The sequence below is a fragment of the Sphingobium sp. TomTYG73 genome, assembly GCF_055394245.1.
Genome location: NZ_AP027339.1, coordinates 2,454,538 through 2,476,433, shown reverse-complemented (window position 1 = coordinate 2,476,433; position 21,896 = coordinate 2,454,538). Strand labels below are relative to the sequence as shown.

Below are 21,896 nucleotides of genomic sequence, written 5' to 3'. Positions count from 1 at the left end.
CCATTTAGACGAGACCCGCAATTTCCAAAGCCCGATCGACAGCGGCGCGGCTGGATTCCGAAGGCCAGGTGATCGGCAGGCGCAACTCACCGGGCATGTCGGACCGCACGCGGCTGAGCGCATATTTAACTGGCCCGGGTGAAGAATCGCTGAACAATGCGTCATGCAGCGGGTAGAGCCGGTCCTGTAGCGCCAGTGCACCAGCCCAGTCACCCGACGCGCAAGCTGCCTGGAATTCCGCGCAGAGACGCGGCGCGACATTGGCCGTGACGGAGATACAACCCCTACCCCCCATGGCGTTAAATCCCAGCGCGGTTTCGTCATTGCCGGACAGCTGGCAGAAATCATCCCGGCAGGCGAGCCGCTGCGCGGTGACCCGCCCCAGATTCCCGGTGGCGTCCTTTATGCCGACGATCGTCTGATATTCTTCTGTCAGGCGATGGATGACCGGCACCCCAATGTCGGTGATCGTGCGGCTCGGCACATTATAGAGGACGATCGGCAGCTGGCAGCGTTCGGCCAGATAGGCGAAATGCTGATACACGCCGTCCTGGTTCGGCTTGTTATAATAAGGCGCGACCACCAGCGCCGCGTCCGCGCCAGAGGCCTGCGCCGCGAACATATGCTCCAGAGCGATTCGCGTGTCGTTGGACCCGCAGCCCGCGATCACCGGCACCCGGCCCGCGGCTTGATCCACACAGATAGCGACGACGCGATTATGCTCCTCGACCGTCATGGTCGCGCTTTCGCCGGTGGTGCCGCATGGCACCAAAGCGCTGCTTCCTTCCTCGATCTGCCAGTCCACAAGGGCGCGAAACGCGGCCTCGTCCACGCTTCCGTCGCGAAATGGGGTGACCAGTGCCGGAATCGACCCGGAAAACATCAACAAACTCCTTCAATTCACCGGCATTCCGGGGCACACTGTCGAGTGTAGGCGTCGGCGCGCTATAGCGCGTCATTCAGGGCCTGATAAGGATGGAATTGCGATGATGTCCAGTAGGCTGTCAGCTCGCCGCCCCGAAACAGCATTGGTCCGTATGCCCTTGATCGCTCTTCTTCTTTTTACCGCCGGCGCCAGCGCCCAGACAGAAGCCCCCGTCGCGACGCCCTATCCGGCTGGCGCGGTGGTCCAGCAACTGCCCGCCACGACTCAGTCATCGCCTCAGCCATCGCCCTGGAATCAGGTAAGCAGCCGAATCGGCGTCGCGTCCGATCCGTCCATCTCCGCGACGATCAGCCAGTGGCGCGCCTTGCAGCAGAGCGACGGCCTGGGCTTCTCCTCCTATGCCAGTTTCATCCTCGCCAATCCCGGTTGGCCGGGGGAAGACCGGATGCGGCGGCTGGCGGAAACCGGCATCAATCCCAACAGCTATGATCCGCGTCAGGTGACGGCCTTCTTTGCCCGCTTCCCCGCGCGCACCGCCACCGGCCATGCGCGCAATGCGCTGGCGCTGATGCAGATGGGTCGCATGCCCGAAGCGCGCGTCGCCGCACGCAGCGCCTGGGTCGGCGGCACGCTTTCGCCCGATGACGAGGCTCGGCTGCTATCGCTCTTCGGCAGCAGCTGGACGAGTGCGGACCATGATCAGCGCGCCGACGTGCTACTGTGGGGCGGTGACATCGCCGGGGCGCAACGGATGCTCGCTTATGTGACGCCCACGCGACGGCCGGTCTACGAAGCGCGCATCGCCTTCCGCCAGAAGGCTCCGGACGCCGCCGCCCGGATGCAAGTCGCGGAGCCGGTCGGCATATCCGACGCTGGCTTCGTCGCGGACAAGGCGACCTGGCTGTTGAACACGGGCAATTGGATCGCCGCGCGGCAATATCTCGCCAACCGTCCCCAGCTGACCTTCCGCCCGGGCAACGCGGAAAAATGGTATGAGACATTGCTCGGCCAGGCGCGCGCCGCCGCCAATGACAGCCAGTGGAGCTTCGCCTATGGCATCGCCAGCAAGCTCGACGACGCCTATGCGCCCGGCACCGACGTTTCCAGCCGCCCGATCGGGGAGCGCGATGACTATACCAGTCTCGCCTGGCTGGCGGGAACGACCGCCTTCTACAATCTAAACCGCCCATCGGACGCGGCGGCGATGTTCCGGCGCTACGCAACGGCTGCCAAATCCCCCCAGACCCAGTCAAAGGGCTATTATTGGGCAGGCCGCGCAGCACTGGCAGCCGGTGATACGGCCACCGCGACCAGCTATTTCGCCCAGGCTTCGGTGTTCCCGGATCAGTTCTACGGCCAACTTGCCCTGGAACGCGTCGGAAAGCCGGTGCCCGCGCCTGCCCTCGTGGAACGGGCCGTGGAGATTTCCGCCGCCGATCGCACGTCCTTCAACAATCGCTCGGTCGTCCGCGCCGTGAAGGCGCTGGGGCAGATGGGCTATTGGGAAGATCAGAGCAAATTCGCCCGCGCCATCGCCAATAATGCCGACAGCGACAGCGATCATTATCTCGCCGCCGAACTCGCCAAGAGCATCGGCAGGCCCGACATGGGCGTAATGGTCGGCCGCCGCGCCGTGTCCAGCGGCCTCACCGGCTATGGCGAAAGCGCCTTCCCCCGCGTGCCCGTGCCGCCGACCGCGCAATCCAACTGGACGATGGTGCATGCCATCGCGCGGCAGGAAAGCCAGTTCGACCGCCAGATCGTCAGCCATGCGGGCGCGCGCGGCCTGATGCAGCTCATGCCCGGCACCGCGCGGGAACAGGCGGGCAAGCTCGGCCTCGGCTATGATCCCGGCTCGCTCAACGACCCGAGCTACAACATCATGCTCGGTTCATCCTATTTCCAGCGCATGCTCAACTATTATGGCGGCAGCTACCCGCTGGCCGTCGCGGCCTATAATGCCGGCCCCGGCAATGTGAACCGCTGGATTTCGGCCAATGGCGACCCGCGCCTGCCGGGCGCCGACATGTTGCGCTGGATCGAGCAGATCCCGCTTTTCGAAACGCGCAACTATGTACAGCGCGTGCTGGAAAATGCGGTTGTCTATGAAGCGATGAACCCCGAACGCGCCCGCTTCCGGGGTTCCAATACCCCACTCTCCAAATATCTGGGCAAGCAAACCCCGGGCTGACCGCCCTTATTCTCCGTTCGGGCTGAGCCTGTCGAAGCCCCCCACTTCTCTTCGTTGAGATGAGGACTTCGACAAGCTGCATTCGAAGGGATAGGAACGTCTGGTCATGACCCCTCACCCTAATTACATCAGCCCTGAAGGCTTCGCGAAGCTGCGCGCCGAATATGACCAGTTGCTTGGGCAGGAGCGGCCCCGCATCGTAGAGATCGTCAGCTGGGCAGCGGGCAATGGCGACCGCAGTGAGAATGGCGACTATCTCTACGGCCGCAAGCGCATGCGTGAGATCGACGGCCAACTCCGCCGCCTATCCAAGAAGATGAAGGACGCGAAGGTTGTCGATCCTCGTCAGCACCCCGACAAGAGCCGCGTCTTCTTCGGCGCGACCGTGACGATCGCCGACGAAGACGACAATCACCGCACCGTCACTATCGTCGGCAATGACGAAACCGACGCCAGCGCGGGCCGGATTGGCTGGAGCTCCCCCATCGCGCGCGCCCTGCGCAATGCCGCGGTGGGTGATCTACGCCGCGTCGTGCTGCCCGCCGGGGAAAAGGAATATGAGGTGATGGAGATCGGTTATCCGGAGTGACGCGAAGCTCGTTAAGGGTTCGAACCATTCCCTCTCCCCTTCAGGGGAGAGGGTGCCGAGCTTAGCGAAGGCGGGAGAGGGGACTGTTAGGACGCCGTTTACTCATTCCCCTCTCCCCGGCCCTCTCCCCTGAAGGGGAGAGGGAGGAAGTCCGCTACTCGTCCAACGCATTCCTCGCCCGCTCGCCGAAAGGGAAATGACTGGCCCCTCGAAAGGCGAAACCAACCGGCCCGCTCACCGCGCCGCGTTCTTCCCCATCGGCTGCGCCTGCGCGATCACCGCACCGGGCTTCGCCGCCAGCCGCGCGATCGTCTTCAGCGCATAATCCAGCTGGAAATCCTCAATCCCCTTCTTCTTCAGCTCGTCAGCCGACATGGCGAAGCGGGGATCTTCCTTGGTGTCCTCTTCCAGCGCTGCATTGTCCGTCTTGATCTCGTTGATCAGGTGACGGCGCAGGTCGCTTTCGCGGAACTTCGGCCGGTTCTTGTAATCGGGGTCCGACAACTGCGGCACGCGCACGTCAGGCTCGATCCCGCCTTCCTGCACCGACCGCCCGGACGGGGTGTAATAGCGCGCCGTCGTCAGCTTGAGCGCGGTCGTATTGGTCAGCGGCAGCATCGTCTGCACGCTGCCCTTGCCAAAGCTGCGCTCACCCATCACGAGTGCGCGATGCTGGTCCTGAAGCGCGCCCGCGACGATTTCGGACGCTGAAGCAGACCCCGCATCGACCAAAACAACGACCGGCAGGCCCTTCGCGTCGTCGCCGGGCTTGGCATAATAGCGCTCGACATCGCCCTTGTTGCGGCCGCGCTGCGAAACGATCTCGCCACGCTCCAGGAACGCGTCACTCACCGATACAGCTTCATCCAGCAACCCGCCCGGATTGGACCGGAGGTCTAGGATATAGCCCGTCGGCTTATGTCCAAGGCTCTTGTCGATGCTGCGGATCGCCTGCCGCAGGTCAGCGCCGGTATTGGCGGAGAAGCTAACGATATTGATCACGCCAACGCCGTTCTTCACTTCCCACTTCACCGGCTTCAGCTGGATGATCTCGCGCGTCAGCGTCACTTCGATCGGCTTGTCGCGGCCTGCGCGCACAATGGTCAGCTTGATCGACGTGCCCGGCGCGCCGCGCATCTTGTCGACCGCTTCATCCAGCGTGCCGCCATAGATCAGCTGCCCGTCCAGATGGGTGATATAATCGCCCGCCTTGATCCCCGCGCGCCAGGCGGGAGTGTCCTGCGTCGGCGCGATCACCTTGACCGCGCCATCCTCCTGCGTGACGGACAGGCCCAGGCCGCCATAGCTGCCCTCCGTCTGGGTGCGCAGATTCTGGAAATCGCGCGCGTCGAGGAAGCTCGAATGCGGATCGAGGCTGGCAAGCATGCCGTCGATCGCGCCCTTGATCAGCTTTTCGTCATCCACCTTCTCGACATAGTCGCTGCGGACTTTCTGGAAGACGTCCATGAACTCGTCGAGCGCCTTGTAGCTACTCGCTTCCCCGTCCGCGAGCGCGGCCGTGGTGGCGGGGATGAGCGCGAGTGCGCCAAGGGCAACGGCGCCCCGGAAGAAATTGGATTTCATTGCTGTCCTGAGTCCTGGCATCAAGCCATCAGTATAGGATGCTTCTCAGGCATACGCAAAGCATCGGTTACGGCGTAGCGCCCGCAGCGGCGCTATTCGTGCGGCCGCAATGCCTGATTGAGATCCTCCATCACCTGGGCGATCGGTTCGACCACGGTGACGCTACGGCCTTCACCAAAGCGGATGCGGGTGCCGTCCGTGACGGACGATACGAAGGTGACCTGCGCGGCATTGATGGCGGTTTCGGTCCGGTCGGCGCCCACGAACATCACGAGCATGGCTTTCCTCTCCTTCTTGTTGGATGGAAAGGTTAGCCGCATTTGCGCATGGCGCCAGCCATTTTTCCTGAAGCCGACGTCAATCCAATCGAATAGCCTCGATAAAGAGGCTGGCCCGCGCGTCCAACCGCTGCGCTTCGCCCGCCAGTTGGCCGGCCGCATGACGGATGTTGCGCGCGCCATCGACTGCCGCGTCGGCATTCCCGCTGATCTGGCTGGCGCTCGACCGGACATGATCGCTGGACTCGCCCGCTTCGGACAGGCTGGCGGCGATGCCCCGGCTGAAGGCGCCATGGCGGGCCACCGCATCGAACACGGAAGCCGACAGCCGATCCGCCGTCTCAATCGCGGACCCCATCAGCTCATGGCCCTGCGCCACATGACCGACAGTCGCGCGGATATGGTCTATCCGATCGGCAATTTCCGCTGCGGCTTCGCGGGTCTGCCCCGCAAGCAGCTTCACCTCGCGCGCGACAACGGCAAAGCCTTGCCCCGCCTCCCCCGCTCGCGCGGCCTCTATGCCCGCATTCAGGGCCAGCGTGGCCGTCGCCCGCGCCACCGCGTCGATCAGCGCCGTCACCTGTCCGATGCCATCTGCCTGAATGCGCAATTGTTGGGTCTGTGCTGACCCCAGCCGCGTCTGTTCGACCGCCGCCTTGATCGCGGCACCAGCCTGACGCACCTCATCCTCGATCGACTGGAACAGCAGGCCAAGGTCGTTAGCCGACCCAGCGATGCCGGACAGATTGTCAGCGGTTTGCGCGGCGGCCACCGCCATGCCCGCAGCCGCCTGCCCATTATGGGCCGCGCGTTCCGCGGCGTCGCTCGCCAGCCGGGACAGCATGTCCGCCATCCCCACCAGATCGGCGATCAGCGTCGCGATATCGTCGCGAAAGCTGCCGCTCTCCCGCGTCACGCGCTCCAATCGCTCCGCCCGCGCGATCGCCACGCGTGCATCCCGCTCCGCCGCCAGCTTCAGCAGCAACTGCCCGCCGACCATCCCGGCATAACGGCCACCTTCTATGACGATCAGCCCTTCGCATTTCTGCCCCTGCGCTGCGTAAAGGTCGATCAGCATCTCGATCGTGGCGCTCCGCTCGACCGAGGCGCAGGGCCGGATATGGTCATCCAACCGCCCGCCAAAGCTCGGGTTACGCAGCAGCGCATGGCCAAAGGGATTGAACAGAATCCGTCGCATGTCCCGCTCGTAGATCGCGCCCTTGGGCCGATCCGCTTCGTCCAGAACGGGCAGGAGCCGCAGCGAAGGATTTTGCTGAAAATGCTCCACCGCTTCGCTCAACGGCCGTCCGATCCGGATCGCCGGACTGGTGGAGACGAAGGGCAAGCCCTGCCAGCGAGGCAGCGACGGCGAAGGATCGAGCATCATGGGCGCGTACATGAGTTGCTGGTAGCGCCCGAATGGTAAATGAGCAGTTAGATTTTGATGACAGATTTATGACAACGCACTGTTTTGTCTTGGTTTTTTACGGCATTTGATAGTTGAATGCTTCCTTGGCGAGCTTGACCACCTCCGGGTCGGCCTCAGGAAAATCCATCGGCACCAACTTTTCCAATGACTTGGCGACATATTTCAGCGCGGCGATACGCCCGGCCGCACGGTGATTATTGTCGATCACCTGCCAAGGCGCATATTTGCTGTCCGTCTTCTTGAACATGTCGTGCATAGCGTCGAGATAATCGTCACGCCGCGCCCGGTTGCGATAATCCTCCGCGCCCGTCTTCCACCGCTTCCACGGCGTATCGAGCCGCTGCGCCAGCTGCTTGTCCTGCGTTTCCTGGGTAATGTGGACGAACAGCTTGATGATGTTGGTACCCGCGTCCTCCTGCTGCTTTTCAAAGGCGTTTATCTCGTCATAGGCGCGCTTCCATTCGCCCTTGGAGCAGAGCCCCTCCACCCGCTCGACCAGCACGCGTCCGTACCAGCTGCGGTCGAACACCGCGATATTGCGGCCCGCGGGCAGCCGGGTCCAGAAACGCCAGAGGAAATGATGGTCGCATTCTTCGGCGGACGGCGCGGCGATGGGCCAGACGCGATAATAGCGTGGGTCCCATTGCGCCGTCATCCGCTTGATGATGCCGCCCTTCCCCGCCGCGTCCCAACCTTCGAACAGGATGACCGACCGCCGGTCATGGATCACATGGGCAACCTGAATCTTCGCCAGCCGCTCCTGCAGCTTTTCCAGCTCCGCCTCATAGTCGCCTTTGAGAGGCTCGCCCTTCTCATAATCGGCAAGGTCAATCGCCATGCGCGTCATCCTTCCTGTCCAGCTCAGGAAAGCAACGCCCGAAGCGGCGAAAAGTCAAATCTGCCTTGCCCCTGCCCCGTCATCCCAGCGAACGCTGGGATCTCAGGAGGCGAAGTGCAATCTCGACCGAGATCCCAGCTTCCGCTGGGATGACGATAGGGTGATCAAGCCTTGGCCTGCGGCTCCACGACCCGGACATGCAGTTCACGCAGCTGCTTGAACTCGGCCGCACTCGGCGCGCCCATCAGCAGGTCCTCGGCGCGCTGGTTCATCGGGAACAGCGTCACTTCGCGCAAATTCTGCGCCCCGCACAGCAGCATGACGATGCGATCCACGCCAGCCGCCATCCCACCATGCGGCGGCGCGCCATATTGAAACGCGCGATAGAGGCCGCCGAAACGCTCCTCCACATCCTGCTGCGACAAGCCGACCTTCTCGAAAGCCTTCACCATCAGCTCAGGCGATTGGTTACGGATCGACCCCGAAGCAATCTCATAGCCGTTGCAGACCATGTCGTACTGGAACGCCTTGATCGTCAGCGGGTCCTGATGCTCCAGCGCATCCATCCCGCCCTGCGGCATGGAGAATGGGTTGTGCGCAAAGTCGACCGATTTCGATTCCTCGTCATATTCGTAGAAGGGGAAGTCGACGATCCAGCACAGTTCGAACCGATCCTTGTCGATCAAGTCCAGCTGCTCACCCACGCGGATACGCGCCAGACCGGCCAGCTTGGCGGCCTGCGATTCCTTGCCAGCCGCAAAGAACACGCCGTCATTGGGGCCAAGACCCAGCGCCTCGATCAGCTTTGCCGTCCGCTCCTCACCATGATTCTTGGCGATCGGGCCACCGGGCACGCCATCCTTGATGTTGATATAGCCAAGGCCCGAATAGCCCTCGCCCCGCGCCCAATTGTTCATGTCGTCGAAGAACTTCCGGCTGCCCGCGCCAGCGCCGGGAGCCGGGATAGCGCGAATGACGCTGCCGCTTTCCACCAGCGACGCAAAGATGCCGAAGCCCGAGTCATGGAAATGCTCGGTCACGTCCTGGATCAGGATCGGGTTACGCAAATCCGGCTTGTCCGATCCATATTTCAGGATCGCCTCGTCATGAGGAATGCGCGGGAAGCTGCCCGCTGGCGTCACCGGCTTGCCGTCGGCGAACTGCTCGAACACCTCAGCAATCACCGGCTCCATCGTGTTCCACACATCCTCCTGCGTGACGAAGCTCATTTCCAGGTCAAGCTGGTAGAACTCGCCCGGCAGGCGGTCGGCGCGCGGGTCTTCGTCGCGGAAGCAGGGCGCGATCTGGAAATAGCGATCGAAGCCCGCCACCATCAGCAGCTGCTTATATTGCTGCGGCGCCTGCGGCAGGGCGTAGAATTTCCCCGGATGGATGCGGCTCGGCACCAGAAAGTCCCGCGCGCCTTCCGGGCTCGACGCGGTTAGGATCGGCGTCGAATATTCGGTGAAGCCAGCCCCTTCCATGCGGCGGCGCATGTCGGAGATGACCTTGGTCCGCTTGACGATGTTCGCATGCAGCGTTTCGCGCCGCAGGTCGAGGAAGCGGTAGCGCAGGCGGATATCCTCGGGATATTCCTGCTCCCCCGCGACCGGCAGCGGCAGGTCAGCGGCGGCCGACAGCAGCACCGCGTCAAGCGCCCGGATTTCGATCTCGCCCGTCGGCAGGTTGGGGTTCACCGCCTCGGGCGCGCGCGCCACCACCTTGCCCGTCACCGTCACCACGCTCTCGGCGCGCAGCGATTCGATCACCTTGAAGACGGGACCGTCGACCTCGGTGACGATCTGCACCATGCCATAATGATCGCGCAGGTCGATGAAGACCAGGTCACCATGATCGCGCTTGCGATGCACCCATCCGGACACGCGCACTTCATTGCCAACTTCGGCCGAAGTGAGGGCGCCGCAAGTATGAGTGCGATAGGCGTGCATGGCGATTGTATCTTTCAGCTTCGTTTTACGGAAATGACAAAGTGCCGCGGCCCCGCTATGGGCGGTCTTGTCAAGCATTGACGAGCCCGTGAGCGACGGGCCAGCCCATAATAAGATCGAAGACCATATGCAAATCCATCCGCTGATCACCGACAGCAAGACACTCGCCCAATTCTGCGCCCGTATCGCCAAATCACCCTACATCGCGGTCGATACGGAGTTCATGCGCGAAAACAGCTACTGGCCCGACCTCTGCCTCGTCCAGGTGGCCGACAGCAACGAAGCCGCCGCGATCGACCCCAAGGCGCCGGGCCTTGACCTTAGCCCCCTGCTCGACCTGATGGTCGATAATGAGGATGTGCTGAAGGTCTTTCATGCCGGCGGGCAGGACCTGGAGATTATCTACAACCTGACCGGCCGCACCCCGCATCCGATGTTCGACACGCAGATCGCGGCGATGGCCTTGGGCCTTGGCGAGCAGATCGGCTACGGCAACCTTATCGACGCGTGGCTCGGCGTACAACTCGACAAGGGCGCGCGTTTCACCGACTGGGGACGCCGCCCGCTCGACAAGCGGCAGATCGATTATGCCATCGGCGATGTCACCTACCTCATCCAGATTTTCCCGATGATGCTGGAAGAACTGCGCAAGACCGGACGGGGCGACTGGCTCGACCAGGAAATGGAGCGCGTCTGCGACCCTTCCAACTATGTGAACGAGCCGCATGAGGCCTGGAAGCGCGTCCGCATCGCCAGCCGCAAGGCTGATGTGCTCGGCCGTCTGAAGGCGCTCGCCGCGTGGCGCGAGATCGAGGCGCAGGACAAGAATCTTCCCCGTGGCCGCATCGTCAAGGATGAGACACTGGCCGACATTGCCAGCCACCCGCCCCGCTCTCAGGAAGACCTTGGCAAGGTACGCGGCCTGTCCGCCACCTGGAAGACCAACGACATCGGCGCACGCCTGATGGCGGCGCTCGGCGGCCACACGCCGCTCGACAAGGATGAGATGCCCGAACGCGATCCCAAGCGTCCCGGCCTTGGCAAGGACGGCGCGCTAGTCGCGGATTTGCTAAAGCTCCTCCTCAAGATTCGCTCGCGCGACATCAACGTCGCCGCCCGCCTCTTGGCCCGCAGCGACGATCTGGACGCGCTGGCCGCAGGTGTTCGCGATGACCTGTCGATCCTGGAAGGCTGGCGCTATGAACAATTCGGCCGCGATGCCGTTGACCTTGTGGAAGGACGCCTCGCCTTCGCGGTGAAGGGCGGCCGCCTCAAGATGACACGCACCGAATAGGAGCAATTATAATGCGGGCAGCGGCGCTGATGATTCCCCTTCTGTTGGCGGCCTGTACCGCCGCTGACGGACAAGGCCCCGGCACCACGCCAGCGACAGCCGAGGGGCCTTGCCGCAACCACGGCCTTGACCGCTTCGCCGGCCAGACCGCCAGCGCCGACATCGGCGCACAACTGCTGGAAGCATCCGGCGCCCGCACCCTCCGCTGGGGCGCCCCCGGCATGGCCATGACCATGGACTTCCGCCCCGATCGCCTGACCGTCAGCTACGACGAAAAGATGGCAATCACCTCCGCCAGGTGCGGTTAGGCACACTGCTCCCCCTCCCGCAAGCGGGAGGGGGCCGGGGGGTGGGCCAGCGCAACGCCAGTCTCTAATGAAGAAGCTCGCTAAGCTCGCCCCACCCCTAACCCTTCAAACGAGTCACGTGCCTCGTTTGAACGCATGCGGGAGGGGAACAACGCAGACGACCACAGTCACCCAAACACCACACCCCCTTCAAAAACCATCCTATTCCCAACACCAGCCCAAAATTCGCCTGTCCTATTCCCCCACAACAACCCTATCCGGCCCCTCTCTTTGAAACGTCCCACATCACCCCCTCGCGCCCACGCGCGCCTGCCCTCGCGCGCGCATACACTGTGAACTTCGACGGAAATCCGCCATTTCTGGCGCATCACCTCAACATTCCAGTCCTACAAGCGCGCCGCTACCGATCCGGTTCACATGGCGCTTACCGTCGATCTCCAGCCAATCCGGCGTCACCTCCAGCCGCCGCCCCCGGATGGTCGTGCGCAGATGCTCCACGGCGATCCGGTTACGCGCCACGATCCGCAAAATGGCTAGGCCCTCGCCCCGCGCCGCCATGACGCTGTAGCGATCACCACGCAGCAGGAACCGCCAGCTACCATTGGCGGCCAGCCATTCATTGCCTTGAATCACCTGCACCGGATTGCCGTCCGGATCACCGAGCCGCAGGCTAATCCGCGTCGCGCCCCGGCTGCGGCGTGGCGGCGCGAACATCAGGATCGGCTCCCCATCCAGCACCAGCGGAATCGGCGTATCGCGCAGCGGCCGTGAGCCTCCGACGATCAAAGTCGGCAACTCCGAGGAAAATGGCATGCGGTCCCGGGCGAAGTGCCGCTGCCGAACCACCGGATTGGTATGAAATCCCTGCACCTGCGCCGTGGTCAGCCGCCCCTCCTCCACCAGCACGTGGCAAGTCGGGCAGAGCAATGTCGCTTGGGGCGAATCGGGCAGGCGAAGATAGCGATAGATGGTGACGCCGCATCGGACGCAGGCAAAGCCACAGGCCTCACGAACGGCCTCACGCTGCGGCTCAGTTAATTCAGGCAGCGAAAGCATCACCGGCAAGGCCATGAAGGACACCCTTTGCAACCGCGCCCCGCGCCATTGCGAAGCAGCGTCACCCAGCGGCATCCTTCCCCGGATACAGGCTTTTCATTGTCCCTTCAGTCAGGGCATATGGTCGAAATAAATTGGCGTCAGGTCAAGGGGGCGCGAACGCCCGTCAACGCTGTGGCAGCAAATCCAGATTGCGCGACGCCGCGATGTTCCGGATGCGCCCCGGCCGGGGCATGGACTTGACCGCGATTTCCGCGATGTCGCCCGCGCTGAACAGTTCGACATTGCCGACATCGAAGATGCGCTGGCCGAACGTCTGCGTGATGCGCACGCTGCGAATGCTCGACAGCGCGATCTCGGTCCGCTGCTTGGCCAGCAGCCCGCGCTCCATCAGAACCTCCCGGTCGGACAATGCCAACCGCTCCCCCTTCGTCCGCAGCCACCAGACCCCGATCGCCAGCAGCCCCACGACAGAAATCAGCAGCAGGATGAACAGAAATGGATGCGCGCGAAACATCGCAGGATGCTCGTCATACAACCAGGCGTCGCTCATCATTCGTCCCATCAAGAAGTGCGCACGGACATGATCATGGATGCGCCGCCCGCGTCAATCCTTGGCTAACGCGGCCCTCCACGAAAGGAGGGGGCTTGGAGGAGGTCACCCCGAACGAAGGAGTGTTTAGCTCTCATCCCCCATCCGCAGCGCCGCAATGAATGCCTCCTGCGGGATCTGTACAGACCCATATTCCCGCATCCGCTTCTTGCCCTCTTTCTGCTTCTCCAGCAGCTTCTTCTTACGCGTGATGTCGCCGCCATAGCATTTCGCCGTGACGTCCTTGCGCATCGCCGCGATCGTCTCCCGCGCGATCACCTTACCGCCGATCGCCGCCTGGATCGGAATCTTGAACAGGTGACGAGGGATCAGGTCCTTCAGCCGCTCGCACATATGCCGCCCGCGCGCTTCGGCCGCGCTGCGGTGAACAATCATCGACAGCGCATCGACCGGCTCATTGTTGACGAGGATGCTCATCTTGACCAAGTCGCCTTCGCGCGTCCCGATCTGATGATAGTCGAAGCTCGCATAACCGCGCGAAATCGACTTCAAGCGATCGTAAAAGTCAAACACCACTTCGTTGAGCGGCAGCTCATAAGTCACCTGCGCGCGCCCGCCGACATAGGTCAGGTTCTTCTGGATGCCGCGCCGGTCCTGGCAGAGCTTCAGGATCGAGCCGAGATATTCGTCAGGGCAGTAGATCACTGCCTCGATCCATGGTTCCTCGATCATCTCGATATGGTTCGGATCGGGCATGTCGGCCGGGTTGTGCAGATGGCGCACCTCCCCGTCCTTCATGTGCATCTCATAGACCACCGAAGGCGCGGTGGTGATGAGGTCGAGATCATATTCGCGCGTCAGCCGCTCCTGGATGATTTCCAGATGGAGCAGCCCCAGGAAGCCGCAACGGAAGCCGAAGCCGAGCGCCGCAGACGTCTCCATTTCGAAGGAGAATGACGCATCGTTCAGCCGCAGCTTGGAAATCGAATCGCGCAGCTTCTCGAAATCATTGGCGTCGACCGGAAACAGCCCACAGAAGACCACCGGCTGCACTTCCTTGAAGCCCGGCAGCGGATTGGCGGCAGGGTTCTTGACCGTGGTGATGGTGTCGCCCACGCGGGTCTGGCTGATGTCCTTGATCTGCGCCGTGATGAAGCCGATCTCGCCCGGCCCGAGTTCAGGCAGTTGCTCGATCTTGGGTCGCATGCAGCCCACTCGGTCGATCAGATGCTCGGTCTCGCCGATCATGAACTTGATCTGCTGCCCCTTCTTGATGACACCGTTGACGACGCGAACCAGGATAACAACGCCGAGATAAGGGTCGTACCAGCTGTCAACCAGCATCGCTTCCAGCGGCGCGTTGCGATCACCCTTGGGCGGCGGGATCTTCGCGACGATAGCCTCAAGGATGTCATCGATGCCAATGCCAGACTTGGCGCTGGCCAGCACCGCTTCCGAAGCGTCCAGGCCGATGACTTCCTCGATTTCCGCGCGTACCTTTTCCGGTTCGGCGGCGGGCAGATCGATCTTGTTTAGCACCGGCACGATCTCATGGTCATGCTCGATCGACTGATAGACATTGGCCAGCGTCTGCGCCTCCACGCCCTGCGCCGCATCGACCACCAGCAACGCGCCCTCGCAGGCGGCGAGGCTCCGGCTCACTTCATAGGCGAAGTCGACATGGCCTGGCGTGTCCATGAGGTTGAGCTCATACGTCTCACCATTTTTCGCGACATAGTCGAGGCGCACGGTCTGCGCCTTGATCGTGATGCCGCGCTCCTTCTCGATATCCATATTGTCGAGGACCTGCGCCGACATCTCGCGATCGGTCAGCCCCCCGGTGCGTTGGATCAGCCGGTCGGCCAGCGTCGACTTGCCATGGTCGATATGCGCGATGATCGAGAAATTACGGATGTGCGAAAGGTTGGTCATGGACCGCGCCGATAGCAGCCATTTGCCGGCCTGTCAGCAGAGCTTACAAACAGCCTGACCATCAGTAGGAAAAGCCCGCGAGCTATGGTAATTGACGCAAGCCTTAAACGGGTCGTACCATAATAAAAATTCCATAATTAACCGCTCGAAAGGGATTTGGGGCAATGTTCAAGACGGTTTCCGCGCTCGTCGCGACAGCATCGATGCTTGCGACGCCGATGTCTGCGATGGCGCAGACGAATATGAGTTCTTCTGGCAAGACCTATAAGGATGGCACCACCAAAGGCGCCTCCTCGGGCCGCAGGTCGCAGGAGCGCGCTCAGCAGGAGATTCCCCGCTGTACCCGCCGCCTTGGCACTGTCGCGATCGTCGAACCCGACAACCAGTGGTGGCGCGAGTTGAACCTGGGCAGCCCGGAAGCGATCCTCAAGGTGTTCATCCAGCAGTCTGGCTGCTTCGGCATCGTCAACCGCGGCCGCGCCATGCAGAGCCGGGCGATGGAACGCGCCATGGCGGACTCGGGCGAATTGCAGGCTGGATCGAACCTGGGCCGGGGCCAGGTCAAGGCAGCCGACTATTATCTGGAGCCTGACATTGTCTCGTCCAACCGCAACTCTGGCGGGGGGGGCTTTGGCGCTGCACTTGGCGGCCTGATGGGCGGCACGTTCGGCGCACTTGCTGGCGGCCTGAACATCAAGAAGAAAGAAGCGAACGTCACGCTTTCCATCGTCAACGCCCGCACGACTGAAGAAGAGGCGCTGACCGAAGGCTATGCGCGCAAGACCGACATCGGCTTTGGCGGCGGCGGCGGTGCCGGATGGTGGGGTGGCTTTGCTGCTGCCGGTGCGAGCGGCTACCAGAATACCGAGATCGGCCAGGTGATCGTGCTGGCCTATCTGGATGCCTATACCAAGCTGGTCACGCAGATGGGCGGGTTGCCGGCCAACGCGGCAGCAGCAGCCCCCCGCGCGCAGTAAAATCTTAATGTAGGGGCTTGGCTCCAATGCCGAGCCCCTGTCCTTCTCCTTCCGCTCACCACCACTGTCGGTGCGACGGAATAGACATCGTCATTAAATAGGCCGGGACGAGGCTTCAGCGTGCACAAACCTCTTCCCACGCCGCCGTCGCCACCACGATATTATCGCCTCGCCTGCGGGACGCTCCACCAGCCTGTTAATGCCCGTGCCCAAAGTTAGTGCGACAAGAAACGCGGAGAAGAAGGCGAGCCACGGGCTGTAGCCCTGCTCCGCCATTTTCAGCATCACGACAAAACCCACATGCTGATGGATGAGGTAGAAGGAATAGCTGATCCCACCCATCCAGAGCAGTGGACGTGACGCGATCCACTGCAAATGCCCTCGGATCAGCGCCGCAAAGCCTGCAAGCAGAATACAGGCCATCAGCGTGACGTCCCAGCTTTCCATGAAGGCGACCGACAGCAGTGCAAGGGCGGCGTAGGGAGATTGCTGGCGCCAGCTTCGCTGACCGGACCAGACACGGTACGACAGCATCCCGATGATGAAGAAGGGGAGATAGCGTAATACCAAGAGCATGACGATGCGTTCTGGTATGTCGGGCCATAACCCATAAATCGCGCGAACCGCGAGCCACAATGCCAGCATCGGTTCGAGCCGTTTCAATCCAGCCCATTTCCAGATGGATATCATGCAGAAGTAAAAGGCGATTTCGACGGTCAATGTCCAATAAGCGCCGTCTACTTCAGGGAGAAACGCGAACCCCTGCAACATCGTGAAGTTAGCCAGGATCGCGCTGGGACCCACCAGCAATTGGGACTCCTTTGCCGCATATTCGATCGACAAGGTCAGCAACATCGCGACGATATAAGCCGGATAAAGCCGGGCGATCCGGTTTACCGCGAAGTCGGCGACGCTACCGATCCGATCCAGCGTGAAGAATATGGCGAAGCCCGAGATCGTGAAAAACAGCAGGACGCGATAATTGCCTCCGGGAAAGCTGAATGGCACGTGCGCCGCTTGAGGAAAAAGCTCGTGGAAACGCGTGGAATAATGAAAAACCAGCACACACAGTGCACCGATGCCTCTTAAGGCATCCAATTCCGCCAAGCGGTTTCGAGTAGGCAATGCAGTCACTCGAATTCATTAGCAATGAAACAGCAATCAATCGGTTAAGATATTAGGGTCGGATATATATTGTTGCTGGCACCTCCATGCGGAGTCCAGCTTGGAAGGTCAGCCGCCCTGCTCCGCTGTGCGCTTCAGCCGTGCAAGTTGCTTAGAAACAGCCTCCCGCTTTTGTATCCCGGCTAAGGTTGGCGGCATCGCCCCTGCAGGTGTGTTCGCTGCTCCACCAGCGCGCCGATGAAGCAATCAAGGATATATTGTTTGCACGTCGCCCGGGATTTCGACGCTGCTGACTACCTCGAAGCCGAATCGTTCGCAGACTTAACTTCCGCTTGGACGGCCGTTCCGCCAGCGAGCGCAGTGACCAGGATGGCCCGAATAGAGTTCCGCATGCCTTCCTCCCGCCTCTGAAAGACGGGAGAAATTATCTCAGCCTTTAGCGTGATCCAATATGCCCGCGATTGCCGCAGTCACATCGTCCATGTCAGCCATGCCGTCCACACGAGACACAATCCCTCGCGCCTCATAGATTGGAAGGATGGGGGCGGTCTTAGCGCGATATTCCGCCATCCGGGTGCGAACCGTTTCTTCATTATCGTCGGGACGGCGCTTGAACTCATGCCCATGACATTTGTCGCACTCATCAGCGACCTTGGGCTGCTTGAAGCTGTCGTGATAGCCCTCACCACAGGTCGCGCAGGTGAAGCGGCCCGTGATACGCTCAACCAGAGCGTCCTCATCGACGTCGAGTTCGATGACATGGTCCAATGTACGGCCGCGATCGGCAAGAATGGCGTCGAGCGAATGGGCCTGAGCTTCGGTGCGCGGATAGCCGTCGAAGATCACGCCAGTGCTGTCGGCCAACCCATCCAATGCTTCGCCGATGATGCCGGAAACGATTTCATCCGAAACCAGTTCACCCGCCTCCATCACCGCCTTGGCCTTGAGGCCAATCGGCGTCTGCGCCTTTACCGCCGCCCGGAGCATGTCACCCGTCGACAGCTGAACCATGCCACGGGTTTCGACCAGGCGGCTCGCCTGCGTGCCCTTCCCTGCTCCTGGAGGACCCAGCAGAATGATATTCATTTTGCGCATACTCCCCTGTTCTTGCGCCGCGCCTCGATGCGCTTTTAGCGAAGGCGTCCCTTCAGCTTCGCCTTCTTGATCAGATCCCCATATTGGTGAGCCAGCAAATGGCTCTGGATCTGCGTCACGGTATCCACCGTGACATTGACCACGATCAGCAGACTCGTCCCGCCCAGATAGAAGGGAATACCCGCCCGGGCGATGGCAAATTCCGGCACCAGGCATATGATGGCCAGATAGGCAGCACCAATCACCGTGATCCGGGTCAGCACATAGTCCAGATAATTTTCGGTGTTCTTGCCGGGACGGATGCCCGGTATAAACCCGCCATTCCGCTTGAGATTATCTGCCGTCTCCTCAGGATTGAACACAACCGCGGTGTAGAAGAAGCAGAAGAACACGATACCCAGGCCATAAAGGCCCATGTAAACCGGGCTGCCGTGCGACAGATATTGGTTCAGCGTCAGTACGAAATCCCCAAGCCTGCTCTCACCGGCAATGGTTCTACCCGCGAACTGGGAAATGGTGAGTGGCATCAGCAGAAGCGAACTGGCGAAGATCGGCGGGATAACGCCGGCGGTATTTACCTTGAGCGGCAGATGGCTGCGATCCGCCTGCATCAATCCCTGACGAGTCTGGCGCTTGGGATACTGGATCAGCACGCGGCGCTGCGCGCGCTCCATGAAACAGATCAGCAAGATCAAGCCGACCGCCAATGCGATGACCATCACGATCAGCAGACCCGAGATCGATCCCTCGCTGCCCGATTTGAAAAGATTGCTTAGGGTGACCGGAAGCTGAGCAACGATACCAGCCATGATTATTAGGCTGACGCCGTTGCCGATACCGCGCGACGTGATCTGTTCACCCAGCCACATCAGGAACATCGTGCCCCCGATCAACGAAACGACCGCTGCGATCCGGAACAGAAAACCGGGATCAACCACTGCTTGCACACCCGATTGCGCGCCGAAGCTTTCGAGGCCGACCGCGATGAAATACCCCTGCACCGCAGTCAGGCCAACCGTGCCGTAACGCGTATACTGGTTGAGCTTTTTGCGACCGCTCTCGCCTTCCTTCTTGATCGCGGCGAGCTGCGGCGAAAGGCTGGCCGCGAGCTGTACGACGATCGAGGCAGTGATATATGGCATCACCCCGAGCGCGATCAGGCTCATGCGTGACAGAGAACCACCCGAAAAGGTGTTGAAGATGTCCAGGACACCACCGTTCGTCTGCTTGTAAAGCTGAGACAGCGCGGTCGGGTCGACGCCCGGTAGCGGCACGAAACTCAGGAAGCGAAACACGATCAAGGCGCCCAGTGTGAACCATAGGCGTTTCTTGAGGTCGGTCGCCTGGCTGAACTTTGCCAGGCTGAGATTGGATGCGAGCTGGTCGGCTCTCGATGCCATCTTGGCTGCCCTTCAAAACATCTTGGCCAAGGTCACGCCCCAGCCTGAATCGCTAATCCCTTAGCGGGGTCATGGGGCGCTGTCGAACCGGGATTTGCGGATGATGCGACAAAGTGCGCCTTCAGCGTCCCGCCCTTCCTTGCGTTCCCCATTTCCTTTCGAGCGGAGTCGAGAAACGGGTGATGTCCTGACGGTACCGAGACAGTGCGCGACACGATCTGACGAAAGGAAGGCTGCCGGAACATTGCCCGAAACACATAGCCCCGCTCACCCATATCGGGCAGCGGGGCCATGCTTGCAAGCCTTGGCGGCTTGATTAGGCCTTGGCCGCGGCCTTCTTGGCAGCCAGGGCCGTGCCCTTCTTGGCCTTCGCCTTATCGGCAGCGGGAACGACTTCGATCACCTGGACCTTGCCGCCAGCCTTCTCGACCGCCTCGACAGCGCCCTTCGAGGCACCGGCGACCAGCAGGTTGACCTTGGCGGTCAGTTCGCCCTTGGCGAGCAAACGGACGCCGTCCTTGCCGCCGCGAGCCAGCGCAGCAGCCTTCAGCGCCGCATGGTCGATGGTCGCATTGGCGTCGAGCTTGCCGGCGTCGATCGCCTTCTGCACCGCGCCCAGGTTCACGATCGCGTAATCCTTGGCGAAAATGTTGTTGAAGCCGCGCTTCGGCAGCCGCATGTGCAGAGGCATCTGGCCGCCTTCGAAGCCGTTGATCGCAACGCCCGAACGCGCCTTCGCACCCTTCTGGCCGCGACCAGCGGTCTTGCCCTTGCCCGAGCCGATACCACGGCCGACGCGCATCCGACCCTTACGGGCACCGGCATTGTCATTGAGTTCGTTAAGCTTCGTCATTGTGCACTCGCTTTCGCTATGTTCGCGCGAGGCATGATTGCTCTTTGAGCAGTCATGCCGAAGTCCCAGCGAAGGCTGGGACCGCTGGCGGCTGAACGCGACTTCTCGGGTCGCGCCTAGCCAAATGAAACCGGGGGTCTCCTCACAAGAGAACTCGCCATCCGGCATGATATCCCAGCCTATGCTGGGATTTTGGAAGTCGCGCCTTTAGCGCGTCTTCCAAAAAAACGAAAGAGGGGTTTCCCCCTCTCCCGCTTCATTCCATTGTGATCGGAAGGCTCAGCCCTCGACCACTGCGACCATGTGGGGAAGCTTGGCAATGGCACCGCGAACTTCCGCTGTGTCTTCCAGTTCAACCACGCGGTGCATCTTGCCAAGGCCGAGGCCGATCAGAATCTTCTTCTGGTCGGCGGGACGGCGGATCGGTGAGCCGATCTGCTTGATCTTGATCTTCGCCATATCCGTTACTCCACGATCGCTTCGGCATCAGCCTGCGCGACTTCGGCCGAGGCGCCACCACGACGAAGCAGGTCAGCAACCTTCTTGCCACGACGCTGCGCCACCGACTTCGGACTGGTCTGTTCGCCCAGCGCCGAGAAGGTCGCACGAATCATGTTGTACGGGTTCGACGTGCCGTTCGACTTCGTCACGACGTCTGCAACGCCGAGGCTTTCGAACACCGCGCGCATCGGACCACCGGCGATGATACCCGTACCGGCCGGGGCCGAACGAACCGTCACCTTGCCCGCGCCGAAATGGCCGAGGCCATCATGGTGCAGCGTGCGGCCTTCCTTCAGCGGCACGCGAACCATCGCCTTCTTGGCCGAAGCGGTCGCCTTGCTGATGGCTTCAGGCACTTCACGCGCCTTGCCATGGCCGAAGCCCGCACGACCCTTGCCGTCGCCGACAACCACCAAAGCAGCAAAGCCGAAGCGCTTACCGCCCTTGACGGTCTTCGAGACGCGGTTGATGTGAACCAGCTTCTCGATCAGCTCTTCGCCCTGTTCCTCGTCACGGTTACCACCGCGACGATCGTCACGACGGCCACGGCCGCCACGCTCACCACGGTTGCGGTCACCGCCGCGACCACGGCCACGACCAGGACCACGGCCCTCGGTCGGTGCATTCTCGCCGCCTTCGACAGCAGCAGGTGCGCCCGCCTGGGCCTGGATTTCGTTTTCGTCAGCCATGATCAGAACTCCAGCCCGCCTTCGCGGGCGGCATCGGCCAGCGCCTTGACGCGGCCATGGAACAGGAAGCCACCACGATCGAACACGACCTTGGTGACGCCGGCAGCGGTCGCCGCAGCGGCAACGCGCTTGCCGACTTCGGCAGCGGCTTCCGAAGAGGCGCCAGTCTTACCCAGAGCCTTCGACCCGACGTCCTTGTCCAGGGTCGACGCGGCGGCCAGGGTCTTGCCCTGCGCATCGTCAATGACCTGGGCGTAGATGTGACGGCCCGAACGGTGGACGCTGAGGCGAGGTTTGTGGCCCGATACTGCCTTGAGCGCGGTGCGAACGCGGCGACGACGCCGCGCGAAGAGGGAAAGCTTTGCCATC

At 61.9% G+C, this 21,896-nt stretch carries 21 protein-coding genes; 5 read left to right on the top strand and 16 right to left on the bottom strand.

What is annotated here, in order from left to right; translation table 11 throughout:
- Positions 1 to 4: 4 nt before the first annotated feature.
- Positions 5 to 883 (bottom strand): 4-hydroxy-tetrahydrodipicolinate synthase, encoded by an 879-nt coding sequence (gene dapA / locus ACZ5TH_RS12470; RefSeq protein ID WP_464794100.1) that lies wholly within the window; start codon positions 881 to 883, stop codon positions 5 to 7.
- A gap of 154 nt (positions 884 to 1,037) precedes the next feature.
- Here dapA and ACZ5TH_RS12465 point away from each other — a divergent pair, with 154 nt between their 5' ends.
- Both ACZ5TH_RS12465 and greB read left to right on the top strand, forming a co-directional pair.
- Positions 1,038 to 3,077 carry a lytic transglycosylase domain-containing protein gene (locus ACZ5TH_RS12465; protein ID WP_464794099.1) on the top strand — a complete coding sequence of 680 codons (2,040 nt, stop codon included), beginning with the start codon at positions 1,038 to 1,040 and terminating at the stop codon, positions 3,075 to 3,077.
- A 106-nt stretch (positions 3,078 to 3,183) separates the two neighbouring features.
- The gene (greB, locus tag ACZ5TH_RS12460) at positions 3,184 to 3,666 is read left to right on the top strand and encodes a transcription elongation factor GreB (protein ID WP_464794098.1); all 483 of its coding nucleotides are present in this window, start codon (positions 3,184 to 3,186) and stop codon (positions 3,664 to 3,666) included.
- Positions 3,667 to 3,900: 234 nt separating this feature from the next.
- Here the strand turns inward: greB and ACZ5TH_RS12455 are convergent, their stop codons facing one another.
- The 5 genes from ACZ5TH_RS12455 to aspS all read right to left on the bottom strand — a co-directional run bounded on the left by ACZ5TH_RS12455 (position 3,901) and on the right by aspS (position 9,744).
- Positions 3,901 to 5,250 carry a S41 family peptidase gene (locus ACZ5TH_RS12455; protein ID WP_449470834.1) on the bottom strand — a complete coding sequence of 450 codons (1,350 nt, stop codon included), beginning with the start codon at positions 5,248 to 5,250 and terminating at the stop codon, positions 3,901 to 3,903.
- Positions 5,251 to 5,342: 92 nt separating this feature from the next.
- A complete protein-coding gene (locus ACZ5TH_RS12450) occupies positions 5,343 to 5,528 on the bottom strand; it encodes a hypothetical protein (RefSeq protein WP_196225106.1) in 186 nt (61 codons plus the stop codon).
- 79 nt (positions 5,529 to 5,607) lie between these two features.
- Positions 5,608 to 6,927, bottom strand: a complete 1,320-nt coding sequence (locus ACZ5TH_RS12445; protein ID WP_464794097.1) for a methyl-accepting chemotaxis protein — start codon at positions 6,925 to 6,927, stop codon at positions 5,608 to 5,610.
- A gap of 85 nt (positions 6,928 to 7,012) precedes the next feature.
- The gene (locus tag ACZ5TH_RS12440; protein WP_464794096.1) at positions 7,013 to 7,795 is read right to left on the bottom strand and encodes a polyphosphate kinase 2 family protein; all 783 of its coding nucleotides are present in this window, start codon (positions 7,793 to 7,795) and stop codon (positions 7,013 to 7,015) included.
- A 164-nt stretch (positions 7,796 to 7,959) separates the two neighbouring features.
- The gene (gene aspS / locus ACZ5TH_RS12435) at positions 7,960 to 9,744 is read right to left on the bottom strand and encodes an aspartate--tRNA ligase (RefSeq protein ID WP_464794095.1); all 1,785 of its coding nucleotides are present in this window, start codon (positions 9,742 to 9,744) and stop codon (positions 7,960 to 7,962) included.
- 127 nt (positions 9,745 to 9,871) lie between these two features.
- Here aspS and rnd point away from each other — a divergent pair, with 127 nt between their 5' ends.
- Positions 9,872 to 11,038: a ribonuclease D gene (rnd, locus tag ACZ5TH_RS12430; RefSeq protein ID WP_464771685.1), complete on the top strand. Its 1,167-nt coding sequence runs from the start codon at positions 9,872 to 9,874 to the stop codon at positions 11,036 to 11,038.
- Between the two features lie 11 nt (positions 11,039 to 11,049).
- A complete protein-coding gene (locus ACZ5TH_RS12425) occupies positions 11,050 to 11,346 on the top strand; it encodes an I78 family peptidase inhibitor (RefSeq protein ID WP_464794094.1) in 297 nt (98 codons plus the stop codon).
- A gap of 372 nt (positions 11,347 to 11,718) precedes the next feature.
- On the opposite strand, the gene ACZ5TH_RS12420 is transcribed toward ACZ5TH_RS12425, so the two are convergent.
- The 3 genes from ACZ5TH_RS12420 to lepA form a co-directional block, all read right to left on the bottom strand.
- The gene (locus tag ACZ5TH_RS12420; RefSeq protein WP_464794093.1) at positions 11,719 to 12,417 is read right to left on the bottom strand and encodes a hypothetical protein; all 699 of its coding nucleotides are present in this window, start codon (positions 12,415 to 12,417) and stop codon (positions 11,719 to 11,721) included.
- A 151-nt stretch (positions 12,418 to 12,568) separates the two neighbouring features.
- Positions 12,569 to 12,955, bottom strand: a complete 387-nt coding sequence (locus tag ACZ5TH_RS12415; protein ID WP_196226667.1) for a PH domain-containing protein — start codon at positions 12,953 to 12,955, stop codon at positions 12,569 to 12,571.
- A 126-nt stretch (positions 12,956 to 13,081) separates the two neighbouring features.
- Positions 13,082 to 14,887 (bottom strand): translation elongation factor 4, encoded by a 1,806-nt coding sequence (gene lepA / locus ACZ5TH_RS12410; RefSeq protein ID WP_449470824.1) that lies wholly within the window; start codon positions 14,885 to 14,887, stop codon positions 13,082 to 13,084.
- A 164-nt stretch (positions 14,888 to 15,051) separates the two neighbouring features.
- On the opposite strand from lepA, the gene ACZ5TH_RS12405 reads away from it, so the two are divergent.
- Entirely contained in the window at positions 15,052 to 15,864 is an 813-nt protein-coding gene (locus ACZ5TH_RS12405) for a CsgG/HfaB family protein (protein ID WP_464771682.1), read from the top strand.
- 93 nt (positions 15,865 to 15,957) lie between these two features.
- On the opposite strand, the gene ACZ5TH_RS12400 is transcribed toward ACZ5TH_RS12405, so the two are convergent.
- The 7 genes from ACZ5TH_RS12400 to rplR all read right to left on the bottom strand — a co-directional run bounded on the left by ACZ5TH_RS12400 (position 15,958) and on the right by rplR (position 21,895).
- Complete coding sequence (locus tag ACZ5TH_RS12400) at positions 15,958 to 16,962, bottom strand: acyltransferase family protein (protein WP_464795111.1); 1,005 nt, start codon at positions 16,960 to 16,962, stop codon at positions 15,958 to 15,960.
- Between the two features lie 456 nt (positions 16,963 to 17,418).
- Complete coding sequence (locus ACZ5TH_RS12395) at positions 17,419 to 18,075, bottom strand: adenylate kinase (RefSeq protein ID WP_449470821.1); 657 nt, start codon at positions 18,073 to 18,075, stop codon at positions 17,419 to 17,421.
- 44 nt (positions 18,076 to 18,119) lie between these two features.
- Entirely contained in the window at positions 18,120 to 19,484 is a 1,365-nt protein-coding gene (gene secY, locus ACZ5TH_RS12390; RefSeq protein ID WP_196225099.1) for a preprotein translocase subunit SecY, read from the bottom strand.
- Between the two features lie 316 nt (positions 19,485 to 19,800).
- Positions 19,801 to 20,337, bottom strand: coding sequence for a 50S ribosomal protein L15 (gene rplO / locus ACZ5TH_RS12385; protein ID WP_196225098.1), 537 nt, complete (start codon positions 20,335 to 20,337; stop codon positions 19,801 to 19,803).
- A gap of 279 nt (positions 20,338 to 20,616) precedes the next feature.
- Entirely contained in the window at positions 20,617 to 20,796 is a 180-nt protein-coding gene (rpmD, locus tag ACZ5TH_RS12380; protein WP_196225097.1) for a 50S ribosomal protein L30, read from the bottom strand.
- Positions 20,797 to 20,801: 5 nt separating this feature from the next.
- Positions 20,802 to 21,527: a 30S ribosomal protein S5 gene (gene rpsE, locus ACZ5TH_RS12375; protein ID WP_449470819.1), complete on the bottom strand. Its 726-nt coding sequence runs from the start codon at positions 21,525 to 21,527 to the stop codon at positions 20,802 to 20,804.
- A 2-nt stretch (positions 21,528 to 21,529) separates the two neighbouring features.
- Positions 21,530 to 21,895 carry a 50S ribosomal protein L18 gene (gene rplR, locus ACZ5TH_RS12370; protein ID WP_449470817.1) on the bottom strand — a complete coding sequence of 122 codons (366 nt, stop codon included), beginning with the start codon at positions 21,893 to 21,895 and terminating at the stop codon, positions 21,530 to 21,532.
- Position 21,896 lies beyond the last annotated feature (1 nt).